Annotated in this window: 12 protein-coding genes and 1 tRNA gene; all 13 read left to right on the top strand. The window is 63.7% G+C overall.

The genetic code is table 11. The features are described 5' to 3' along the window. The 13 genes from nuoF to infB all read left to right on the top strand — a co-directional run bounded on the left by nuoF (nt 1) and on the right by infB (nt 16,719). Nucleotides 1–1,335, top strand: coding sequence for an NADH-quinone oxidoreductase subunit NuoF (gene nuoF, locus C0541_RS07325; RefSeq protein ID WP_115047042.1), 1,335 nt, complete (start codon nt 1–3; stop codon nt 1,333–1,335). Then, nucleotides 1,332–3,566, top strand: a complete 2,235-nt coding sequence (nuoG, locus tag C0541_RS07320; protein WP_115047040.1) for an NADH-quinone oxidoreductase subunit NuoG — start codon at nt 1,332–1,334, stop codon at nt 3,564–3,566. Before nuoF ends, nuoG begins: the two co-directional genes overlap by 4 nt. After that, on the top strand, nt 3,563–4,654 hold the full coding sequence (gene nuoH, locus C0541_RS07315) for an NADH-quinone oxidoreductase subunit NuoH (RefSeq protein ID WP_115047038.1): 1,092 nt from the start codon (nt 3,563–3,565) through the stop codon (nt 4,652–4,654). The genes nuoG and nuoH overlap by 4 nt, the downstream gene beginning before the upstream one ends. Nucleotides 4,655–4,657: 3 nt before the next feature. Then, nucleotides 4,658–5,146: an NADH-quinone oxidoreductase subunit NuoI gene (gene nuoI, locus C0541_RS07310; RefSeq protein WP_014508211.1), complete on the top strand. Its 489-nt coding sequence runs from the start codon at nt 4,658–4,660 to the stop codon at nt 5,144–5,146. A 4-nt stretch (nt 5,147–5,150) separates the two neighbouring features. Continuing rightward, a complete protein-coding gene (locus C0541_RS07305) occupies nt 5,151–5,813 on the top strand; it encodes an NADH-quinone oxidoreductase subunit J (RefSeq protein WP_193725894.1) in 663 nt (220 codons plus the stop codon). After that, on the top strand, nt 5,810–6,115 hold the full coding sequence (gene nuoK, locus C0541_RS07300; RefSeq protein ID WP_006450557.1) for an NADH-quinone oxidoreductase subunit NuoK: 306 nt from the start codon (nt 5,810–5,812) through the stop codon (nt 6,113–6,115). Before C0541_RS07305 ends, nuoK begins: the two co-directional genes overlap by 4 nt. A 7-nt stretch (nt 6,116–6,122) precedes the next feature. After that, nucleotides 6,123–8,297, top strand: a complete 2,175-nt coding sequence (gene nuoL / locus C0541_RS07295) for an NADH-quinone oxidoreductase subunit L (RefSeq protein WP_115047036.1) — start codon at nt 6,123–6,125, stop codon at nt 8,295–8,297. 20 nt (nt 8,298–8,317) lie between these two features. Further along, nucleotides 8,318–9,820 carry an NADH-quinone oxidoreductase subunit M gene (locus tag C0541_RS07290; protein ID WP_115047034.1) on the top strand — a complete coding sequence of 501 codons (1,503 nt, stop codon included), beginning with the start codon at nt 8,318–8,320 and terminating at the stop codon, nt 9,818–9,820. 36 nt (nt 9,821–9,856) lie between these two features. Then, nucleotides 9,857–11,317 (top strand): NADH-quinone oxidoreductase subunit NuoN, encoded by a 1,461-nt coding sequence (gene nuoN, locus C0541_RS07285; protein ID WP_115047375.1) that lies wholly within the window; start codon nt 9,857–9,859, stop codon nt 11,315–11,317. A 204-nt stretch (nt 11,318–11,521) separates the two neighbouring features. Continuing rightward, nucleotides 11,522–11,598, top strand: a tRNA-Met gene (locus C0541_RS07280). A gap of 210 nt (nt 11,599–11,808) precedes the next feature. Further along, entirely contained in the window at nt 11,809–12,399 is a 591-nt protein-coding gene (gene rimP / locus C0541_RS07275; RefSeq protein ID WP_115047032.1) for a ribosome maturation factor RimP, read from the top strand. A 4-nt stretch (nt 12,400–12,403) separates the two neighbouring features. Beyond that, complete coding sequence (gene nusA / locus C0541_RS07270; protein ID WP_016903006.1) at nt 12,404–13,915, top strand: transcription termination factor NusA; 1,512 nt, start codon at nt 12,404–12,406, stop codon at nt 13,913–13,915. 95 nt (nt 13,916–14,010) lie between these two features. Further along, nucleotides 14,011–16,719 carry a translation initiation factor IF-2 gene (infB, locus tag C0541_RS07265; RefSeq protein ID WP_161959932.1) on the top strand — a complete coding sequence of 903 codons (2,709 nt, stop codon included), beginning with the start codon at nt 14,011–14,013 and terminating at the stop codon, nt 16,717–16,719. Nucleotides 16,720–16,755: the final 36 nt, after the last annotated feature.

Below are 16,755 nucleotides of genomic sequence, written 5' to 3'. Positions count from 1 at the left end.
ATGGCACATCATCACGCACCCTCAGGCCCGGTCGGTCCGGCGCCGCTGCCGCATCAGGTCGTCTACACGACGCTGCATTACGACACCCCGTGGTCGTACGAGAGCTATCTGAAGACCGGTGGCTACGCCGCGCTGCGCAAGATCCTCGAAGAGAAGATCCCGCCGGCCGACGTCATCGAGATGGTCAAGGCATCCAACCTGCGCGGCCGCGGTGGCGCGGGCTTCCCGACCGGTCTGAAGTGGTCGTTCATGCCCAAGGGCACGATGCAGAAGTACATCCTGTGCAACTCGGACGAATCCGAGCCGGGCACCTGCAAGGACCGCGACATCCTGCGCTACAACCCGCATTCGGTGGTGGAGGGCATGGCGATCGCCTGTTACGCCACCGGTTCGACCGTGGGCTACAACTACCTGCGTGGCGAGTTCCACCACGAGCCGTTCGAGAATTTCGAGCTGGCGCTGGCCGATGCCTATGCCAACGGCTGGCTGGGCAAGGACATCCTCGGCAGCGGCGTGGATATCGACATCTACGGTGCGCTCGGTGCCGGCGCCTACATCTGCGGCGAAGAAACCGCGCTGATGGAATCGCTGGAAGGCAAGAAGGGCCAGCCGCGCTACAAGCCGCCGTTCCCGGCCAACTTCGGCCTGTACGGCAAGCCGACCACCATCAACAACACCGAGACCTACGCGTCGGTGCCGGCGATCATTCGCAACGGCCCGGAGTGGTTCCTCGGCCTGAGCAAGACCAAGAACGGCGGCCCGAAGATCTTCTCGGTGTCCGGCTGCGTGCAGAAGGGCGGCAATTTCGAAGTGCCGCTCGGTACCACCTTCGACGAATTGCTGGAGATGGCCGGCGGCTTGCGTCCGGGCCGCAAGCTCAAGGGCGTGGTGCCTGGCGGCGTGTCGATGCCGGTGCTGAAGGCCGACCAGGTTGCCGGTCTGCAGATGGACTACGACACCTTGCGTGCACTGGGCACCGGTCTGGGATCGGGCGCCATCGTGGTGCTGGACGACAGCGTCTGCTGCGTGCGTTTTGCCTGCCGCATCTCGCAGTTCTTCCACAAGGAATCCTGCGGCCAGTGCACCCCGTGCCGCGAAGGCACCGGCTGGATGCACCGCGTGCTGGAGCGCATCGTCGCCGGCAAGGCCACGATGGAAGACCTGCACCAGCTGCGCACGGTTGCCGGCCAGATCGAAGGACACACCATCTGTGCCTTCGGCGAAGCGGCGGCGTGGCCGATCCAGGGCTTCCTGCGCCAGTTCTGGGACGAGTTCGAGTACTACATCGTCAACGGTCGTTCGATCGTCGACACGCAAGTCGGAGTGGCCGCATGAGCGCCCAACCAGTGAACCCGAACGTGCCGCCGGACCATGTGACCGTCGAGATCGACGGCCAGAGTCTGGTCGTGCCGAAGGGCTCGATGATCATCCAGGCGGCCGACAAGGCCGGCATTCCGATCCCGCGCTTCTGCTACCACGAGAAGCTGCCGATCGCCGCCAACTGCCGCATGTGCCTGGTGGACGTCGAAAAATCCCCGAAGCCGTCGCCTGCCTGCGCCACGCCGGTGATGGACGGCATGAAGGTCACCACGCGTAGCGAGAAGGCGCTGAAGTATCAGCGCAGCGTGATGGAATTCCTGCTGATCAATCACCCGCTGGACTGCCCGATCTGCGATCAGGGCGGCGAGTGCGAATTGCAGGACGTGTCGCTCGGCTACGGCCGTTCGGTCAGTCGCTTCAACGAACGCAAGCGCGTGGTGCAGGACGAGGACATCGGTCCGCTGGTCGCCACCGAAATGACCCGCTGCATCCAGTGCACCCGTTGCGTGCGTTTCACCGCGGACATCGCCGGCACCTACGAGCTGGGTGGCATGTATCGCGGCGAGAACCTGCAGATCGGCACCTACGACGGCAAGCCGTTGACCACCGAGATCTCCGGCAACGTCATCGACGTGTGCCCGGTCGGCGCGCTGACCAACAAGGTGTTCCAGTTCCGCGCGCGTCCGTGGGAACTGATGGCACGCGAGTCGCTCGGCTATCACGATGCGATGGGCTCGAACCTGTTCCTGCACGTGCGTCGCGGCGAAGTGCTGCGCACCGTGCCGCGCGAGAACGAGGCGGTCAACGAGTGCTGGCTGTCCGACCGCGACCGTTATTCGCACCAGGGCCTGTACGCCGAAGACCGTGCGGTCAAGCCGCTGAAGAAGGTCAATGGTGAGTGGACCGAGGTGAGCTGGGCCGAAGGCCTGGCCGCTGCGACGCAGATCCTGCGTGACAACGCCGGCGATCAGCTCGGTGTGCTGGTGCATCCGTCCACCTCCAACGAGGAGGGCGCGCTGCTCGCACGCCTGGCCGAAGGCTTGAACAGCGGCAATCTGGATCACCGTCTGCTCAATCGCGATTTTTCCGACGCTGCAGTGGCCGAACCGTTTGCCGCGCCGCTGGCCGAGATCGAGCACGCCGATGTGGTGGTGCTGTTCGGCACCAACGTGCGTCACGAACTGCCGTTGCTGCATGCGCGCCTGCGCAAGGCCAGCATCCAGAACGGGACGAAGATCCATTCGGTCAATCCGGTCGATTTCGATTTCGCCTTCACCCAGGCAAGCCGTGCGGTCGTTGCGCCGTCGCAGCTGGCGGGAGCGCTGGACGATGCTGCATTGCGCGATGCGGTCAAGGGCGCCACGCGCGCGGTGATCGTGGTCGGCGCACTGGCTGAAAATCATCCGCAGGCCGCCGCACTGCGTGCTGCAGCACGCGACTTTGCGGCTGCAACCGGCGCCTCGCTGTGCCGCATCCCGCAGGGTGCGAACGCGGTCGGTCTGGTGGCGCAAGGTGTGCTGCCGACCGCACGCGATGTCGCCGGCATGCTGGCGCAGCCGCGCCAGGCCTACGTGTTGTATGGCATCGAGCCCGGTCTGGATTTCGCCGATGCCGCCGCCGCACGCAGCGCCTTGGCGGGTGCCAAGGTGGTCGCGTTCAGCCAGTTCGCCTGCGCCTCGACGCGCGACGTGGCCGATGTGATCCTGCCGATCGGCGCACTGCCGGAAATCGACGCATCGCTGACCAATCTGGATGGCCGCGTGCAGACCGCACGTGCCGCCGGTCGCCTGCCTGTCGAAGCGCGTGAAGGCTGGCGTGTATTGCGGGCGCTTGGCGGCGAGCTGGGTCTGGCCGGGTTTGAATTCATCGACCTGGTCGGCCTGCGTGCCGGCATGCAGAACCGTCACGTCAGTCCCGCCGCCTCGGCGCAGCCGGCTGCGAGCAGTGACGGGCTGGAGGTCGCCGCCACCGCGGCGATCTATCGCACCGACGCGGTGGTGCGTCGCGCGGCCGCGTTGCAGTCGCATCCGCTCAACATCGCCCCGTGCGTGGCGATGCACCCGGAGCAGGCCGCGCAGTTGCAGGTCGGCGCCGGTCAGATGGTCAAGGTCGGCACCGATGCCGGTAAGGCAACGTTGCCGGTGGTGCTGGACAAGCGCGTCGCACCGGGCACGGTGTGGATCGAATCCGGCCATGGCGCAACCGCGCCGCTTGGTGCCGGTCGTGTAACGGTGGTGGCTGCATGAACGAATTGCTGTTGAACCTGGTCGATCCCCTGCACCAGTGGTTTGTCGGTCTGGGCGATGGCGGCATCGTGCTGTGGACCGTATTGAAGATCCTGCTGATCGCCGTGCCGGTGATCATATCGGTGGCCTTCTACGTGGTCTGGGAGCGCAAGCTGATCGGCTGGATGCACGTGCGTCACGGGCCGATGTATGTGGGCATGGGCATCTTCCAGGCCTTCGCCGACGTGTTCAAGCTGCTGTTCAAGGAGATCCTGCAGCCGAGCAGCTCGCACAAGGCGATGTTCATCATCGCGCCGCTGCTGACACTGGCACCGGCCTTCGCCGCCTGGTCGGTGGTTCCGTTCGATGCGCAGCTGGTGCTGTCCAATGCCAACGTCGGCCTGCTTTACCTGCTGGCGATGACCTCGCTGGGCGTGTACGGCATCATCCTGGCCGGCTGGGCATCCAACTCCAAGTACGCGTTCCTGGGCGCGATGCGCTCGGCCGCGCAGGTGGTCAGCTACGAGATCGCGATGGGCTTTGCGCTGGTCGGCGTGATGATTGCCTCCGGTAGCGTCAACCTGAGCCAGATCGTGTTTGCCCAGGCGGGTAACTCCGGCTTCTTCGACTGGTTCCTGATTCCGCTGTTCCCGCTGTTCATCGTGTACTGGGTGTCGGGCGTTGCCGAAACCAACCGTGCGCCGTTCGACGTGGTGGAAGGCGAGTCGGAGATCGTTGCCGGCCACATGGTGGAGTACTCGGGCGGTGCGTTCGCACTGTTCTTCCTGGCCGAATACGCCAACATGATCCTGGTCAGCTTCCTGATCTCGATCTTCTTCCTCGGCGGTTGGCTGAGCCCGATCCAGGGTTGGGTCAACGCGGATGTCTCGCCGTGGATCGACTGGCTGTGGAAGGGCGGTTGGCCGTGGCTGCTGATGAAGGTGTTCTTCTTCGCCAGCGCCTACATCTGGTTCCGCGCCAGCTTCCCGCGCTACCGCTACGACCAGATCATGCGTCTGGGCTGGAAGGTGTTCATCCCGCTCACGATCGTGTGGATCGCAGTGACGGCATTGATGGTGTTTTACGGCGTGATCCAGAAGGGCGTGTAACCGATGAACAAGATCACCCATTACTTCAAGAGCCTGCTCCTGCTCGAACTGCTAGGCGGCTTGTGGCTGACGTTGAAATACACGTTCAAGCCCAAGTACACCGTGCTGTATCCGATGGAAAAGTTCCCGCAGTCGCCGCGTTTCCGTGGCCTGCACGCATTGCGTCGCTATCCCAACGGCGAAGAGCGCTGCATCGCCTGCAAGCTGTGCGAAGCGGTGTGCCCGGCGCTGGCGATCACCATCGACTCGGCCAAGCGCGAGGACGGCACGCGCCGCACCACGCGCTACGACATCGACCTGTTCAAGTGCATCTTCTGCGGCTTCTGCGAGGAAAGCTGCCCGGTGGACTCGATCGTCGAGACGCACATCCTCGAATACCACTTCGAGAAGCGTGGCGAGAACATTGTCAACAAGCCGCAGCTGCTGGCGATCGGAGACCGGCTGGAAGCCGAGATCGCCGAACGTCGCGCTGCCGATGCCGCCTTCCGTTGAGGTCATGATGGACTGGGTCACTATTGCTTTTTACGCCTTCTCCGCCGTCGCGGTCGTGTCCGCCGGTGCGGTGATCAGCGTGCGCAACCCGGTGTATGCCGTGTTGTGCCTGATCCTCACCTTCTTCTCGATGGCATGCATCTGGTTGCTGGTCGGTGCCGAGTTCCTCGGCGTGACGCTGGTGCTGGTCTACGTCGGCGCGGTGATGGTGCTGTTCCTGTTCGTGGTGATGATGCTGGACATCGATACCAGCCGCCTGCGCGAAGGCTGGGTCAAGTACATGCCGGTCGGCGTGATCGTGGCGGTCGCCATGCTGGCGCAGATGGTCACCCTGATCGGCGTCAAGGCGCGCAGTGCCGCGCCGTTCCCGGCCGACAATGCCGCTGCGCAGGCTGCCGACGTGTCGAACCTGACCTGGCTGGCCAGGACGCTCTACACCGAGTTCCTGCTGCCGTTCGAGTTTGCCGCGGTGATCCTGACCGTGGCCGTGGTGGCAGCGGTGATGCTGACCCTGCGCAAGCGCACCGGCATCAAGCACCAGAATGCCGGCGAGCAGTCGCGAGTGAAGGCGGGCGATCGTCTGCGCATGGTCAAAATGGCGGTTGAAAAGCCGGTACAGGTCGCGCCGAAGCTCGATGCGGCCGACGGACAGGAGGCGAAGTCTTGATTACCTTGGGCCACCTGCTTGGACTGGGTGCGGTGCTGTTCTGCATCTCCCTGGCCGGCATCTTCCTCAACCGCAAGAACGTCATCGTGTTGCTGATGTCGATCGAGCTGATGCTGCTGTCGGTCAACGTCAACTTCATCGCGTTCTCGCGCGAGCTCGGCGACCCCGCCGGTCAGTTGTTCGTGTTCTTCATCCTGACCGTTGCCGCCGCGGAGGCCGCGATCGGCCTTGCGATCCTGGTGACTCTGTTCCGCACGCGCCGCACGATCAATGTGGCCGAAGTCGATACGTTGAAGGGCTGACCTGTAGATGGAAATCACTCTCTCCAAGAGTCTGCTGATTGCAGTGGTGCTTGCACCGCTGGTCGGCAGCATCATCGCCGGCCTGTTCGGTCGCCAGGTGGGGCGCAAGGGCGCGCAATACGTCACCATCCTCGGCGTGGCGATCAGCTGCGCGCTGTCGTGCCTGACGCTGTATCAACTGGTGGAGCAGGGCGCCAGCCCGTTCAACCAGAACCTGTACACCTTCTTCGACGTCGGTAACTACTCGGCGCATGTCGGCTTCATGGTCGATCGCCTGACTGCGATGATGATGGTGGTGGTGACCTTCGTGTCGCTGCTGGTGCACATCTACACCATCGGCTACATGGAAGAAGACCCGGGTTACCAGCGCTTCTTCAGCTACATCTCGTTGTTCACCTTCTCCATGCTCACGCTGGTGATGAGCAACAACTTCCTGCAGCTGTTCTTCGGCTGGGAAGCGGTGGGCCTGGTGTCGTACCTGCTGATCGGTTTCTGGTTCAAGCGCCCGACTGCGGTGTTCGCCAACATGAAGGCGTTCCTGGTCAATCGCGTCGGCGATTTCGGTTTCATTCTCGGCATCGCCGGCGTGCTGCTGTGGTTCGGCTCGCTGGACTATTCCACCGTGTTCGCCAACGCGACCACCATGGCCGGTGCCAAGGTGCAGCTGTTCGCCGGCCACGAATGGAGCGTGATGACGCTGATCTGCATCTGCCTGTTCATCGGTGCGATGGGCAAGTCGGCGCAGGTGCCGCTGCACGTGTGGCTGCCGGACTCGATGGAAGGACCGACGCCGATTTCGGCACTGATCCATGCCGCGACGATGGTGACGGCCGGCATCTTCATGGTCGCGCGCATGTCGCCGCTGTTCGAACTGTCGGAAACCGCACTGAACTTCATCCTGTTCATCGGTGCGACCACCGCCTTCTTCACCGGCCTGATCGGCATCGTGCAGAACGACATCAAGCGCGTGGTCGCGTATTCGACGCTGTCCCAGCTCGGCTACATGACCGTGGCGCTGGGCGTGTCGGCGTATTCGGCGGCGGTGTTCCACCTGATGACGCATGCTTTCTTCAAGGCGCTGCTGTTCCTGGCGGCCGGCTCGGTCATCATCGGCATGCACCACGAGCAGGACATGCGCAAGATGGGCGGCCTGCGCAAGTACATGAAGGTGACTTACTGGACCAGTGTGATCGGTACGCTGGCCTTGGTTGGTACGCCGTTCTTCTCCGGCTTCTATTCCAAGGACACCATCATCGAAGCGGCGGCCCACCATGCCCACGCGTCGCATAGCTGGATCGCGACCTATGGCTACTGGGCGGTGCTCGGCGGCGTGCTGGTGACCAGCTTCTACAGCTTCCGTCTGCTGTTCCTGACCTTCCACGGCAAGGAGCGCTTCCGCGATGCCCATGCGCACGATGCCCATGGACACCACGACAGTGCGCATGCCGATGCCGAGGCGCAGGTCCACGCGCACGACAGCCATGCGCACGACGCACATGCACCCGAAGCGCACGGGCACGACGACCACGGCCACGGCCACCATGGCGCGCACGAGCCGCACGAGTCGAAGTGGGTGGTGACGCTGCCGTTGATCCTGCTGGCGATCCCGTCGGTGGCGATCGGCTTCTTCACGATCGGCCCGATGCTGTTCGGCACCGACTGGCAGGGCCACCACGCCGCACATGCGATGAGGGGGCAGGCAGTGTCGTTCTTCACCGGCATCGTCGATTTCTACGACCCGGCGCGCGATACCGTTGGCGCGCTGGCCGAAGAATTCCATGGCCCGGTCGCCTTCGCGTTGCACGGCATGATGGCTGCGCCGTTCTTCCTCACCGTTGCCGGCCTGTTGCTCGCTGCACTGTTCTACCTGTGGAAGCCGGAACTGGCGACCAAATCGCGCAAGGCGTTCGCGCCGGTCGTGTGGCTGCTGGAAAACAAGTACGGTTTCGACAAGCTCTGGATCAATGGCTTCGCCGGTGGCGGCGTGGTCCTTGGCAAGGCGTCACGTGCCATCGATACCCATGTGGTCGACGGTGTCGTCGTCAATGGTTCTGCCCGACTGATCGACCTGGCTGCAAATCTGCTGCGTCGCACGCAATCCGGTTTCCTCTATCACTACGCCTTCGCAATGATCATCGGTTTGATCGCCTTGTTGGCGGTACTGATGCATTTCTGGCGTTGACCTGTACGGAATAAGAAAACGTGTCGAACTGGCCTTTACTGTCTATCTTGATCTGGCTGCCGATTATCGGTGGCGCCTTGATCCTCGCGTTGCGCAACGCCGAGACTGCCCGTTGGGCGTCCTTGGCGGTGGCAGTGGCGACCTTTGTGCTGAGTCTGCCGCTGCTGGGCTACGACACGGCCAATGACGCCATGCAGTTCATCGAACTGCATGCCTGGATCCCGGCCTACAACATCGGCTACAACCTGGGCGTGGACGGCATCGCGGTCGCGTTGATCGTGCTGACCACGCTGGTGACGGTGCTGGCCCTGATCGGCGCCTGGCGCTCGATCGACAAGCGCGTCAATCAGTACGTCGCTGCCTTCCTGATCCTGGAAGGCGTCACGGTCGGCATCTTCGCCGCCACCGACGCGATGCTGTTCTATGTCTTCTTCGAAGCCATGCTGATCCCGATGTTCCTGATCATCGGCGTCTGGGGCGGTCCGCGGCGTATCTACGCGGCGATGAAGTTCTTCCTGTACACCTTCCTCGGCTCGGTGCTGATGCTGGTGGGCCTGGTGTACCTGTACCTGAAGGGCGGCAGCTTCCAGCTGGCCGACCTGTACGCGCTGCAGCTGACCGCCAAGGAACAGACCTGGATCTTCTTCGCCTTCCTGATCGCGTTCGCGGTCAAGGTGCCGATGTTCCCGGTGCACACCTGGCTGCCGGATGCGCACGTGGAGGCGCCGACCGCCGGCTCGGTGATCCTGGCTGCGATCGCGTTGAAGATCGGTGGCTACGGCTTCCTGCGCTTCAACCTGCCGATCGTGCCCGATGCCAGCCACGAGTTCGCCTGGCTGGTCATTGCGCTGTCGCTGATCGCGGTCGTCTACGTCGGCCTGGTGGCCCTGGTGCAGGACGACATGAAGAAGCTGGTGGCGTATTCGTCCATCGCGCACATGGGTTTTGTCACCCTTGGCACCTTCATCGCGTTCACCCTGGTGCGTGAGTACGGCAGCACCGATGCCGCCCGTCTGGGCCTGCAGGGCGCGATGGTGCAGATGATTTCGCACGGTTTCGTGTCCGGCGCGATGTTCTCCTGCATCGGCGTGCTGTACGACCGCATGCATACCCGCCGCATCGCCGATTACGGCGGCGTGGTCAACGTGATGCCCTGGTTTGCCACGTTCTCCATGCTGTTCTTCATGGCCAACGCCGGCCTGCCGGGGACCAGTGGCTTCGTCGGTGAGTTCATGGTGATCCTGGCCAGCTTCCAGAAGCATCCGCTGGTTGCCTTCGCCGCGGCCACCACGCTGGTGATCACCGCCGCCTACACGCTGTGGCTCTACAAGCGCGTGTTCTTCGGCGAGGTGGCCAACGCCCACGTGGCCGAGCTGAAGGACATCAATGGCCGTGAGGCGTTCGTGCTGGGGGTGTTCGCCGTTGGCGTGCTGGCCCTGGGCCTGTATCCGAAGCCGCTGACCGATCTGATGGAACCATCGATTGCCAAGCTGGCTACCCAGATTGCCGCGACCAAGCTGTAACAGCTTGCCGTACGTTTTGATTTCCAGGATTTGATGATGACCACGCCAACGCTCGCGCCGTTGACCACCGCTGACCTGGCTCCGCTTGTTCCGGAGCTGGTGCTGATCGGCGGCGCCTTTGCACTGCTGATGCTCGACCTGTTCGTGAGCCAGCGGAACAAGGTCTGGACCCACCTGTTCTCCGTGGCCGTGCTTGCCGTGGTGTTCGCGCTGTTGGCGACCGGCACGGGCGGGCAGGGTGAGATCTTCCACGGCATGTTCGTGCGCGACACCGCGGCCGACGTGATGAAGACGGTGATCGTGCTGGTCAGCGGTCTGAGCCTGGTGTACGGCTGGACCTACCTGCGCGAACGCAATCTCTATCAGGGCGAAATCCCGGTGCTGGTGCTGTTCGCCACCGCCGGCATGATGTTGCTGACCTCGGCCGGCAGCCTGCTGATGGTGTACCTAGGCCTGGAACTGCTCGCGCTGTGCTCGTACGCGCTGGTCGCTTCCAATCGCGACAATGGCCTGGCCACCGAAGCGGCGATGAAGTATTTCGTGCTCGGCTCACTGGCCTCCGGCCTGCTGCTGTACGGCATGTCGCTGGTCTACGGCGCCACCGGCACGCTCAGCCTGGGCGGCATCCATGACGCGATCGAAGGATCCAACGAGCGCACCCTGCTGCTGACCGGCACCATCTTCATGATCGCCGGCGTGGCGTTCAAGCTGGGTGCTGCGCCATTCCATATGTGGTTGCCCGACGTATACCAGGGCGCACCGGCGCCGATCGCCTTGTTCATCAGCTCTGCGCCCAAGCTCGCCGCCTTCGGCATGGCGTATCGCTTGCTGGAAGTCGGCATGGGCCCGCTGTCGCCGCAGTGGCATCTACTGATCGGTGGCCTGTCGGCAGTGTCGCTGGTGATCGGCAACCTGATGGCGATCGCGCAGAGCAATCTCAAGCGCATGCTCGCGTATTCCACCGTCTCGCATATCGGCTTCCTGCTGATGGGCGTGGCCGGTGGCGGCGAGGAAGGCTATGCCGCGGCAATGTTCTACGCAGTGAGCTACACCATCATGTCGACCGCTGCGTTCGGCGCGATCATCGCGTTGTCGCGCAATGGCTTCGAAGCCGAGAACATCGACGACTTCAAGGGGCTCAACGCGCGCAATCCGTGGATGGCCGGCCTGGTGCTGTGCATCATGGCCTCGCTCGCAGGCATTCCGCCATTCCTGGGTTTCTGGACCAAGCTGGCGGTGCTGGGCGCTGCGGTCAATGGCGACATGCTGTGGCTGGCCCTGGTCGGTGTGCTCTGCGCGGTGATCGGCGCCTTCTACTATCTGCGCGTCATCAAGGTCATGTACTTCGACGAGCCGGTGGGCGAGCCGTTGCCTGCCAACAACGATCGTGTGCTCGGCACCGTGCTGGGCGTCAACGCGCTCGCACTGCTCGCACTTGGCCTGGCCTGGAGTCCGATCATGGTGTGGTGCCAACGCGCATTCGCCGGCCTTGCCTGAGTCGGGCGCCCCTGCGAACACTCGGGGCGCGCCCGCTGCGCGCGCCGCTTGATCGGTGTCAGAAAATAAAGTCGTGATTGGTGTTTCGCTTTTGTTGCAATGCGGTTATCATTTGCCGCGACGTTGAAGACCGCCAGGGTTTTCAAACGATGAAAAACTAGGGCTTGCAATTGCCGCTCAAGTTCTTCATAATTCCGCTTCTGCTGCGGGGTGGAGCAGTCTGGCAGCTCGTCGGGCTCATAACCCGAAGGTCGCAGGTTCAAATCCTGCCCCCGCTACCAAGTTTTGAAGTACTGCTTTAATGCAATGCCTTAGGGCAGTACTTCAGCTTCTTGGATCGCAAAGACGCATGTTCCCGTCTTTGCGCCGACCCTGAGAGGTCGGGCTTTTTTCACGCAAGGGGCCCATCGGGCCCCTTGTTTTTTCCGGAACCGGAAAGTTTGCTGCCGGTTGCCGGGGTTCTACTGGCAATCATCTGATCAGGGCAGTCTGTGAGCGAAAAAGCGACCGAAATCGCGAATCTGCTGAGTCCAACGGTTGAGTCCCTGGGCTTGGAACTGCTGGGTGTGGAATATCTTCCCGCTCCAGGTGGCGCCACGCTGCGCCTGTACATCGATGTGCCGCTGGCCGAACAGCCCGAGCGCGTGATCAACGTCGATGACTGCGAGCGCGTGAGCCGCGAAGTATCGGCCCAGCTCGACGTCGAAGATCCCATCACCGGCAACTACACGCTCGAGGTGTCCTCGCCGGGTGTGGACCGTCCGTTGTTCACGCTGGAGCAGTTCGGCCGTCATGCCGGCGAGTCCGCCAAGATCGTGTTGAAGCTGGCGCAGGATGGCCGGCGCCGCTTCCAGGGCCAGATCGTGCGGATCGCGTCCGAGGCGGACGCGGTGGTGTTCGCCGTCGACGGCAAGGACGTGCAGATCGGCTTCGACAACATCGACAAGGCGCGCATTGTGCCGGATTGGGTCGCTCTGGGCCTGGCCCCGCAAAAACCGAACAAGCCCGGCCCGAAAAAACCCGGGCACGAGAAGAAGAAACCATCCAACGAGTCGGCGGCTGGCAAGCCGCGCGCGGAGTGACGAAATGAGCAAGGAACTTTTGCTGGTAGTGGATGCGGTGGCCAACGAAAAGGGCGTGCCGCGCGAAGTGATCTTCGATGCGATCGAGGCCGCGCTGGCGTCCGCAGCGAAGAAGCGCTATCCCGACCAGGACGTGCTGACGCGCGTGACCATCGACCACAAGGACGGTAACTACGAAACCTATCGTCGTTGGGAAGTGGTTGCCGACGATGTCGTGATGGAATCGCCGGATCGCCAGGTGCGCCTGATGGATGCCGTCGACGAGGCTGATGGCGTCGATGTGGGCGACTATATCGAAGAACAGATCGAAAACCCGGACTTCGGCCGCATCGCTGCGCAGGCTGCCAAGCAGGTGATCGTGCAGCGTGTGCGCGAAGCCGAGCGTCAGCAGGTGGTCGATGCCTGGAAGGACCGCGTCGGCGAGTTGATCACCGGTGTGGTCAAGCGCGCCGAGCGCGGCAATATCTTTGTCGATCTGGGTGGCAATGCCGAAGCCTTCATTCCCAAGGACAAGGGCATTCCGCGCGACGTGCTGCGCCCGGGTGACCGCGTGCGCGGCTATCTGGCCGAAGTGCGTTCCGAGCCGCGCGGCCCGCAGCTGTTCATCAGCCGCGCCGCGCCGGAATTCATGATCGAGCTGTTCAAGCTCGAAGTGCCGGAAGTGGGCCAGGGCCTGGTCGAGATCAAGGCCTGCGCCCGCGATCCGGGCGACCGCGCCAAGATCGCAGTGATCGCGCACGACACCCGCACCGATCCGATCGGCGCGTGCATCGGCATGCGTGGTTCGCGCGTGCAGGCAGTGTCCAACGAGCTCAATGGCGAGCGCGTGGACATCGTGCTGTGGAACGAGAACCCGGCCAACTTCGTCATCAATGCGATGGCGCCGGCCGAAGTGCAGTCGATCATCGTCGATGAAGACAAGCACTCGATGGATCTGGCCGTGGCGGAAGACCGCCTGGCGCAGGCGATCGGCAAGGGCGGCCAGAACGTGCGTCTGGCCAGCCGCCTGACCGGTTGGCAGCTCAACGTGATGACCGCCGACCAGGTGGCCGCCAAGTCCGAGGCCGAACAGACCTCCGCGCGCCAGTTGTTCATGGATCGCCTGGAAGTGGACGAGGAAATCGCAGCGATCCTGGTGACCGAGGGCTTCAATACGGTCGAGGAAATCGCCTACGTGCCGGTCGGCGAGTTGCTGGCGGTGGAAGGCTTCGACGAAGACATCGTCGAAGAGTTGCGCGCCCGTGCCCGCGATGCGTTGCTCAACGCCGCACTGGCAGAAGAAGAAGGCCTGGAAGGAACTCAGCCCACCGAGGACCTGCTGGCGCTGGAGGGGATGGACGAGGAAACGGCCTTTGCTCTGGCCGAGCACGGCGTGCGCACCAGCGAGGACTTGTCCGACCTGGCAGCGGACGAGATCGTCGACTTCGGCATCGAGGGTTTGACCCAGGAGCGCGCCGCGGCGCTGATCCTGGCGGCCCGCGCCGAGGAGATCGCCCGTTTGGAGCGCGGCGAATGAGCCGGCAATGAACCGCGCCCTGACCCCATCAGGGCTTAGAATCAGCGTTTCCCTTGCTCTGGGCGAGGGGGCGCCAACCAGATCATAGGATCCGAATGTCGCAGCAAACCACCATCCGCAAGCTTGCCGAACTGGTCAATACGCCGGTCGATAAACTGCTGGTTCAACTGGCCGAGGCCGGAATGAAGTTCAGCGGTCCCGACCAGGTCGTGACCAGCACCGAGAAGATGAAACTGCTTGGCTTCCTGCGTCGTACGCATGGCAAGGCCGACACGCCCGCCGAAGCGGCAAGCGAAGCAGCCAAGAAGATCACGCTCAACCGGCGCAAGCTGCAGGAAGTCACGGTCAGCGCCGGCCGCACCAAGACCACGGTCAACGTGGAAGTGCGGCAGAAGCGCACCTACGTGAAGTCCGAAAACGAAGGCGGCGGCCGTCCCGCGCCGATGACGCCGGACGAGGAGCGCGCCGACATCCTGGCCAAGCTCGCCGCGTCGCGTCAGCGCAATCTCGACGAGCAGCAGGCGCTGGCCGAAAGCGATCGTCTGCGCGATGAAGCAATTCAGCGCAAGCGTGAAGAAGAGCAGGCCGCCAAGGACCGTGCAGAAGCGGAGCGCAAGGCTGCCGAGGAAGCCGCTGCGGCTGCCAGTGCGCCGGCCCCGGTTGCTGCTGCGCCGACGCCGTCGGCGCCTGTCGCGCGTGCACCGTCTTCGCCGTCGTCGGCACCGCGTCCGGCCCGCCCGGCTGGCGCCTCGCCTGCCTCGCGTCCGGCCACGCCGGCACGTCCGGACGACCGCAACAACGCCGCCAAGCACAAGACGCGCGGTTCGCACGTCATGGTGGCTGGTGTCGAAGACGACGATGCGACCAAGCGTTTCGCCGGGCAGCTGCATCTGTCCGCGGCCGATCGTGCGCGCCGTTCCAATGTGCGCGGCAAGCCGACCGGTCGTCCGGGTTCGTCGTCCTCGCGGCGTGGCAACGACAGCGGCCGGGGCGGCAACCAGGGCAATAGCGGCCCGCACGGGTTCGAGCGTCCGACCGCACCGGTGGTGCGCGAAGTGGCGATCGGCGACACCATCACCGTGGCCGACCTGGCGCAGAAGCTCGCGCTCAAGGGCGGCGACGTGGTCAAGGCGCTGTTCAAGATGGGCGTCATGGCGACCATCACCCAGAGCATCGACCACGACACCGCCGCGCTGGTGACCGAAGAACTCGGGCACAAGGCCGTGCGTGCCGACAATGCCGACTTCGAGGATGCGCTGCTGGCGCATGCCGAGGATGCGCAGGGCGAGACCACTTCGCGTCCGCCGGTGGTGACCATCATGGGTCACGTTGATCACGGCAAGACCTCGCTGCTGGACTACATCCGTCGCACCAAGATCGCCTCGGGCGAAGCCGGTGGCATCACCCAGCACATCGGTGCGTACCACGTCGAAACCGGCCGTGGCGTCATCAGCTTCCTGGATACGCCCGGCCATGCCGCGTTTACCTCGATGCGTGCCCGTGGCGCCAAGATCACCGACATCGTGGTGCTGGTGGTCGCGGCCGATGACGGCGTGATGCCGCAGACCAAGGAAGCGGTGGCACATGCCAAGGCGGCGGGCGTTCCGTTGATCGTGGCGGTCAACAAGATCGACAAGACCGGCGCCGATCCGCTGCGGGTCAAGAACGAATTGCTGGCCGAAAACGTGGTGGCCGAAGAGTTCGGTGGCGATACCCAGTTCATCGAGGTGTCGGCCAAGCTCGGTACCGGTGTGGACACGCTGCTGGATGCGATTTCGCTGCAGGCCGAAGTGCTGGAACTCAAGGCAGTGGCCGAAGGCCGCGCCAGCGGTACCGTCATCGAATCGTCGCTGGACAAGGGCCGTGGCCCGGTCGCAACGGTGCTGGTGCAGCAGGGCGCGCTGAAGCGTGGCGATTACCTGGTGTGCGGCATCCAGTACGGCCGCGTGCGTGCGCTGTTCGACGAGACCGGCCACCAGCCGGCCTCGGCGGGTCCATCGATTCCGGTGCAGGTGCTCGGCCTGTCCGGCGTGCCGGAAGCCGGCGACGACTTCGTGGTCGTCGACGACGAGCGTCTGGCCAAGGACGTGGCGCAGCAGCGCGAAACCAAGCGCCGCGAGTCGCGCCTGGTCGCCTCGGCCAGCAACCGCATGGAAGACATCCTGGCCCAGATGGGCAAGGGCGAAGGCCAGCAGGTGCTGAACCTGGTGATCAAGGCCGACGTGCAGGGTTCGGTGGAAGCGCTCAAGCAGTCGCTGGTGGCGTTGTCCAACGATGACATCCGCATCAACGTGATCCACTCCGGCGTGGGCGGCATCACCGAATCGGATGCGAATTCGGCGGCCGCTTCCAAGGCCACGATCATCGGCTTCAACGTGCGTGCCGATGCCTCGGCCCGCAAGATCGTCGAATCCAACGGTATCGATCTGCGTTATTTCTCGATCATCTATGACGTGATCGACCAGGTGAAGCAGGTGGCGTCCGGTCTGCTCGGCGTTGAAATCCGCGAAGAGATCATCGGTATCGCGCAGGTCCGCGACGTGTTCCGCAGCTCCAAGTTCGGTGCGGTTGCAGGCTGCATGATCATCGAAGGCGTGGTGAAGCGCAGCAAGCCGATCCGCGTGCTCCGCGACAGCGTCGTGGTGTTCGAGGGCGAGCTGGAATCGTTGCGCCGCTTCAAGGAAAACGTCGAGGAAGTGCGCAACGGTACCGAGTGCGGTATCGGCGTGAAGGCCTACAACGACGTCAAGGCCGGCGATCAGATCGAGTGCTTCGAGCGTATCGAGGTTGCCCGCACGCTGTAACGGAACTCGGGGCCTGCGGGCCCCGATTTACCGCGC

The organism is Xanthomonas arboricola (assembly GCF_003353015.1).
Classification (GTDB): domain Bacteria; phylum Pseudomonadota; class Gammaproteobacteria; order Xanthomonadales; family Xanthomonadaceae; genus Xanthomonas; species Xanthomonas arboricola_E.
The sequence above is the reverse complement of the archived record's forward strand: the minus strand, read 5'-3'. Positions and strand labels throughout refer to the sequence as shown.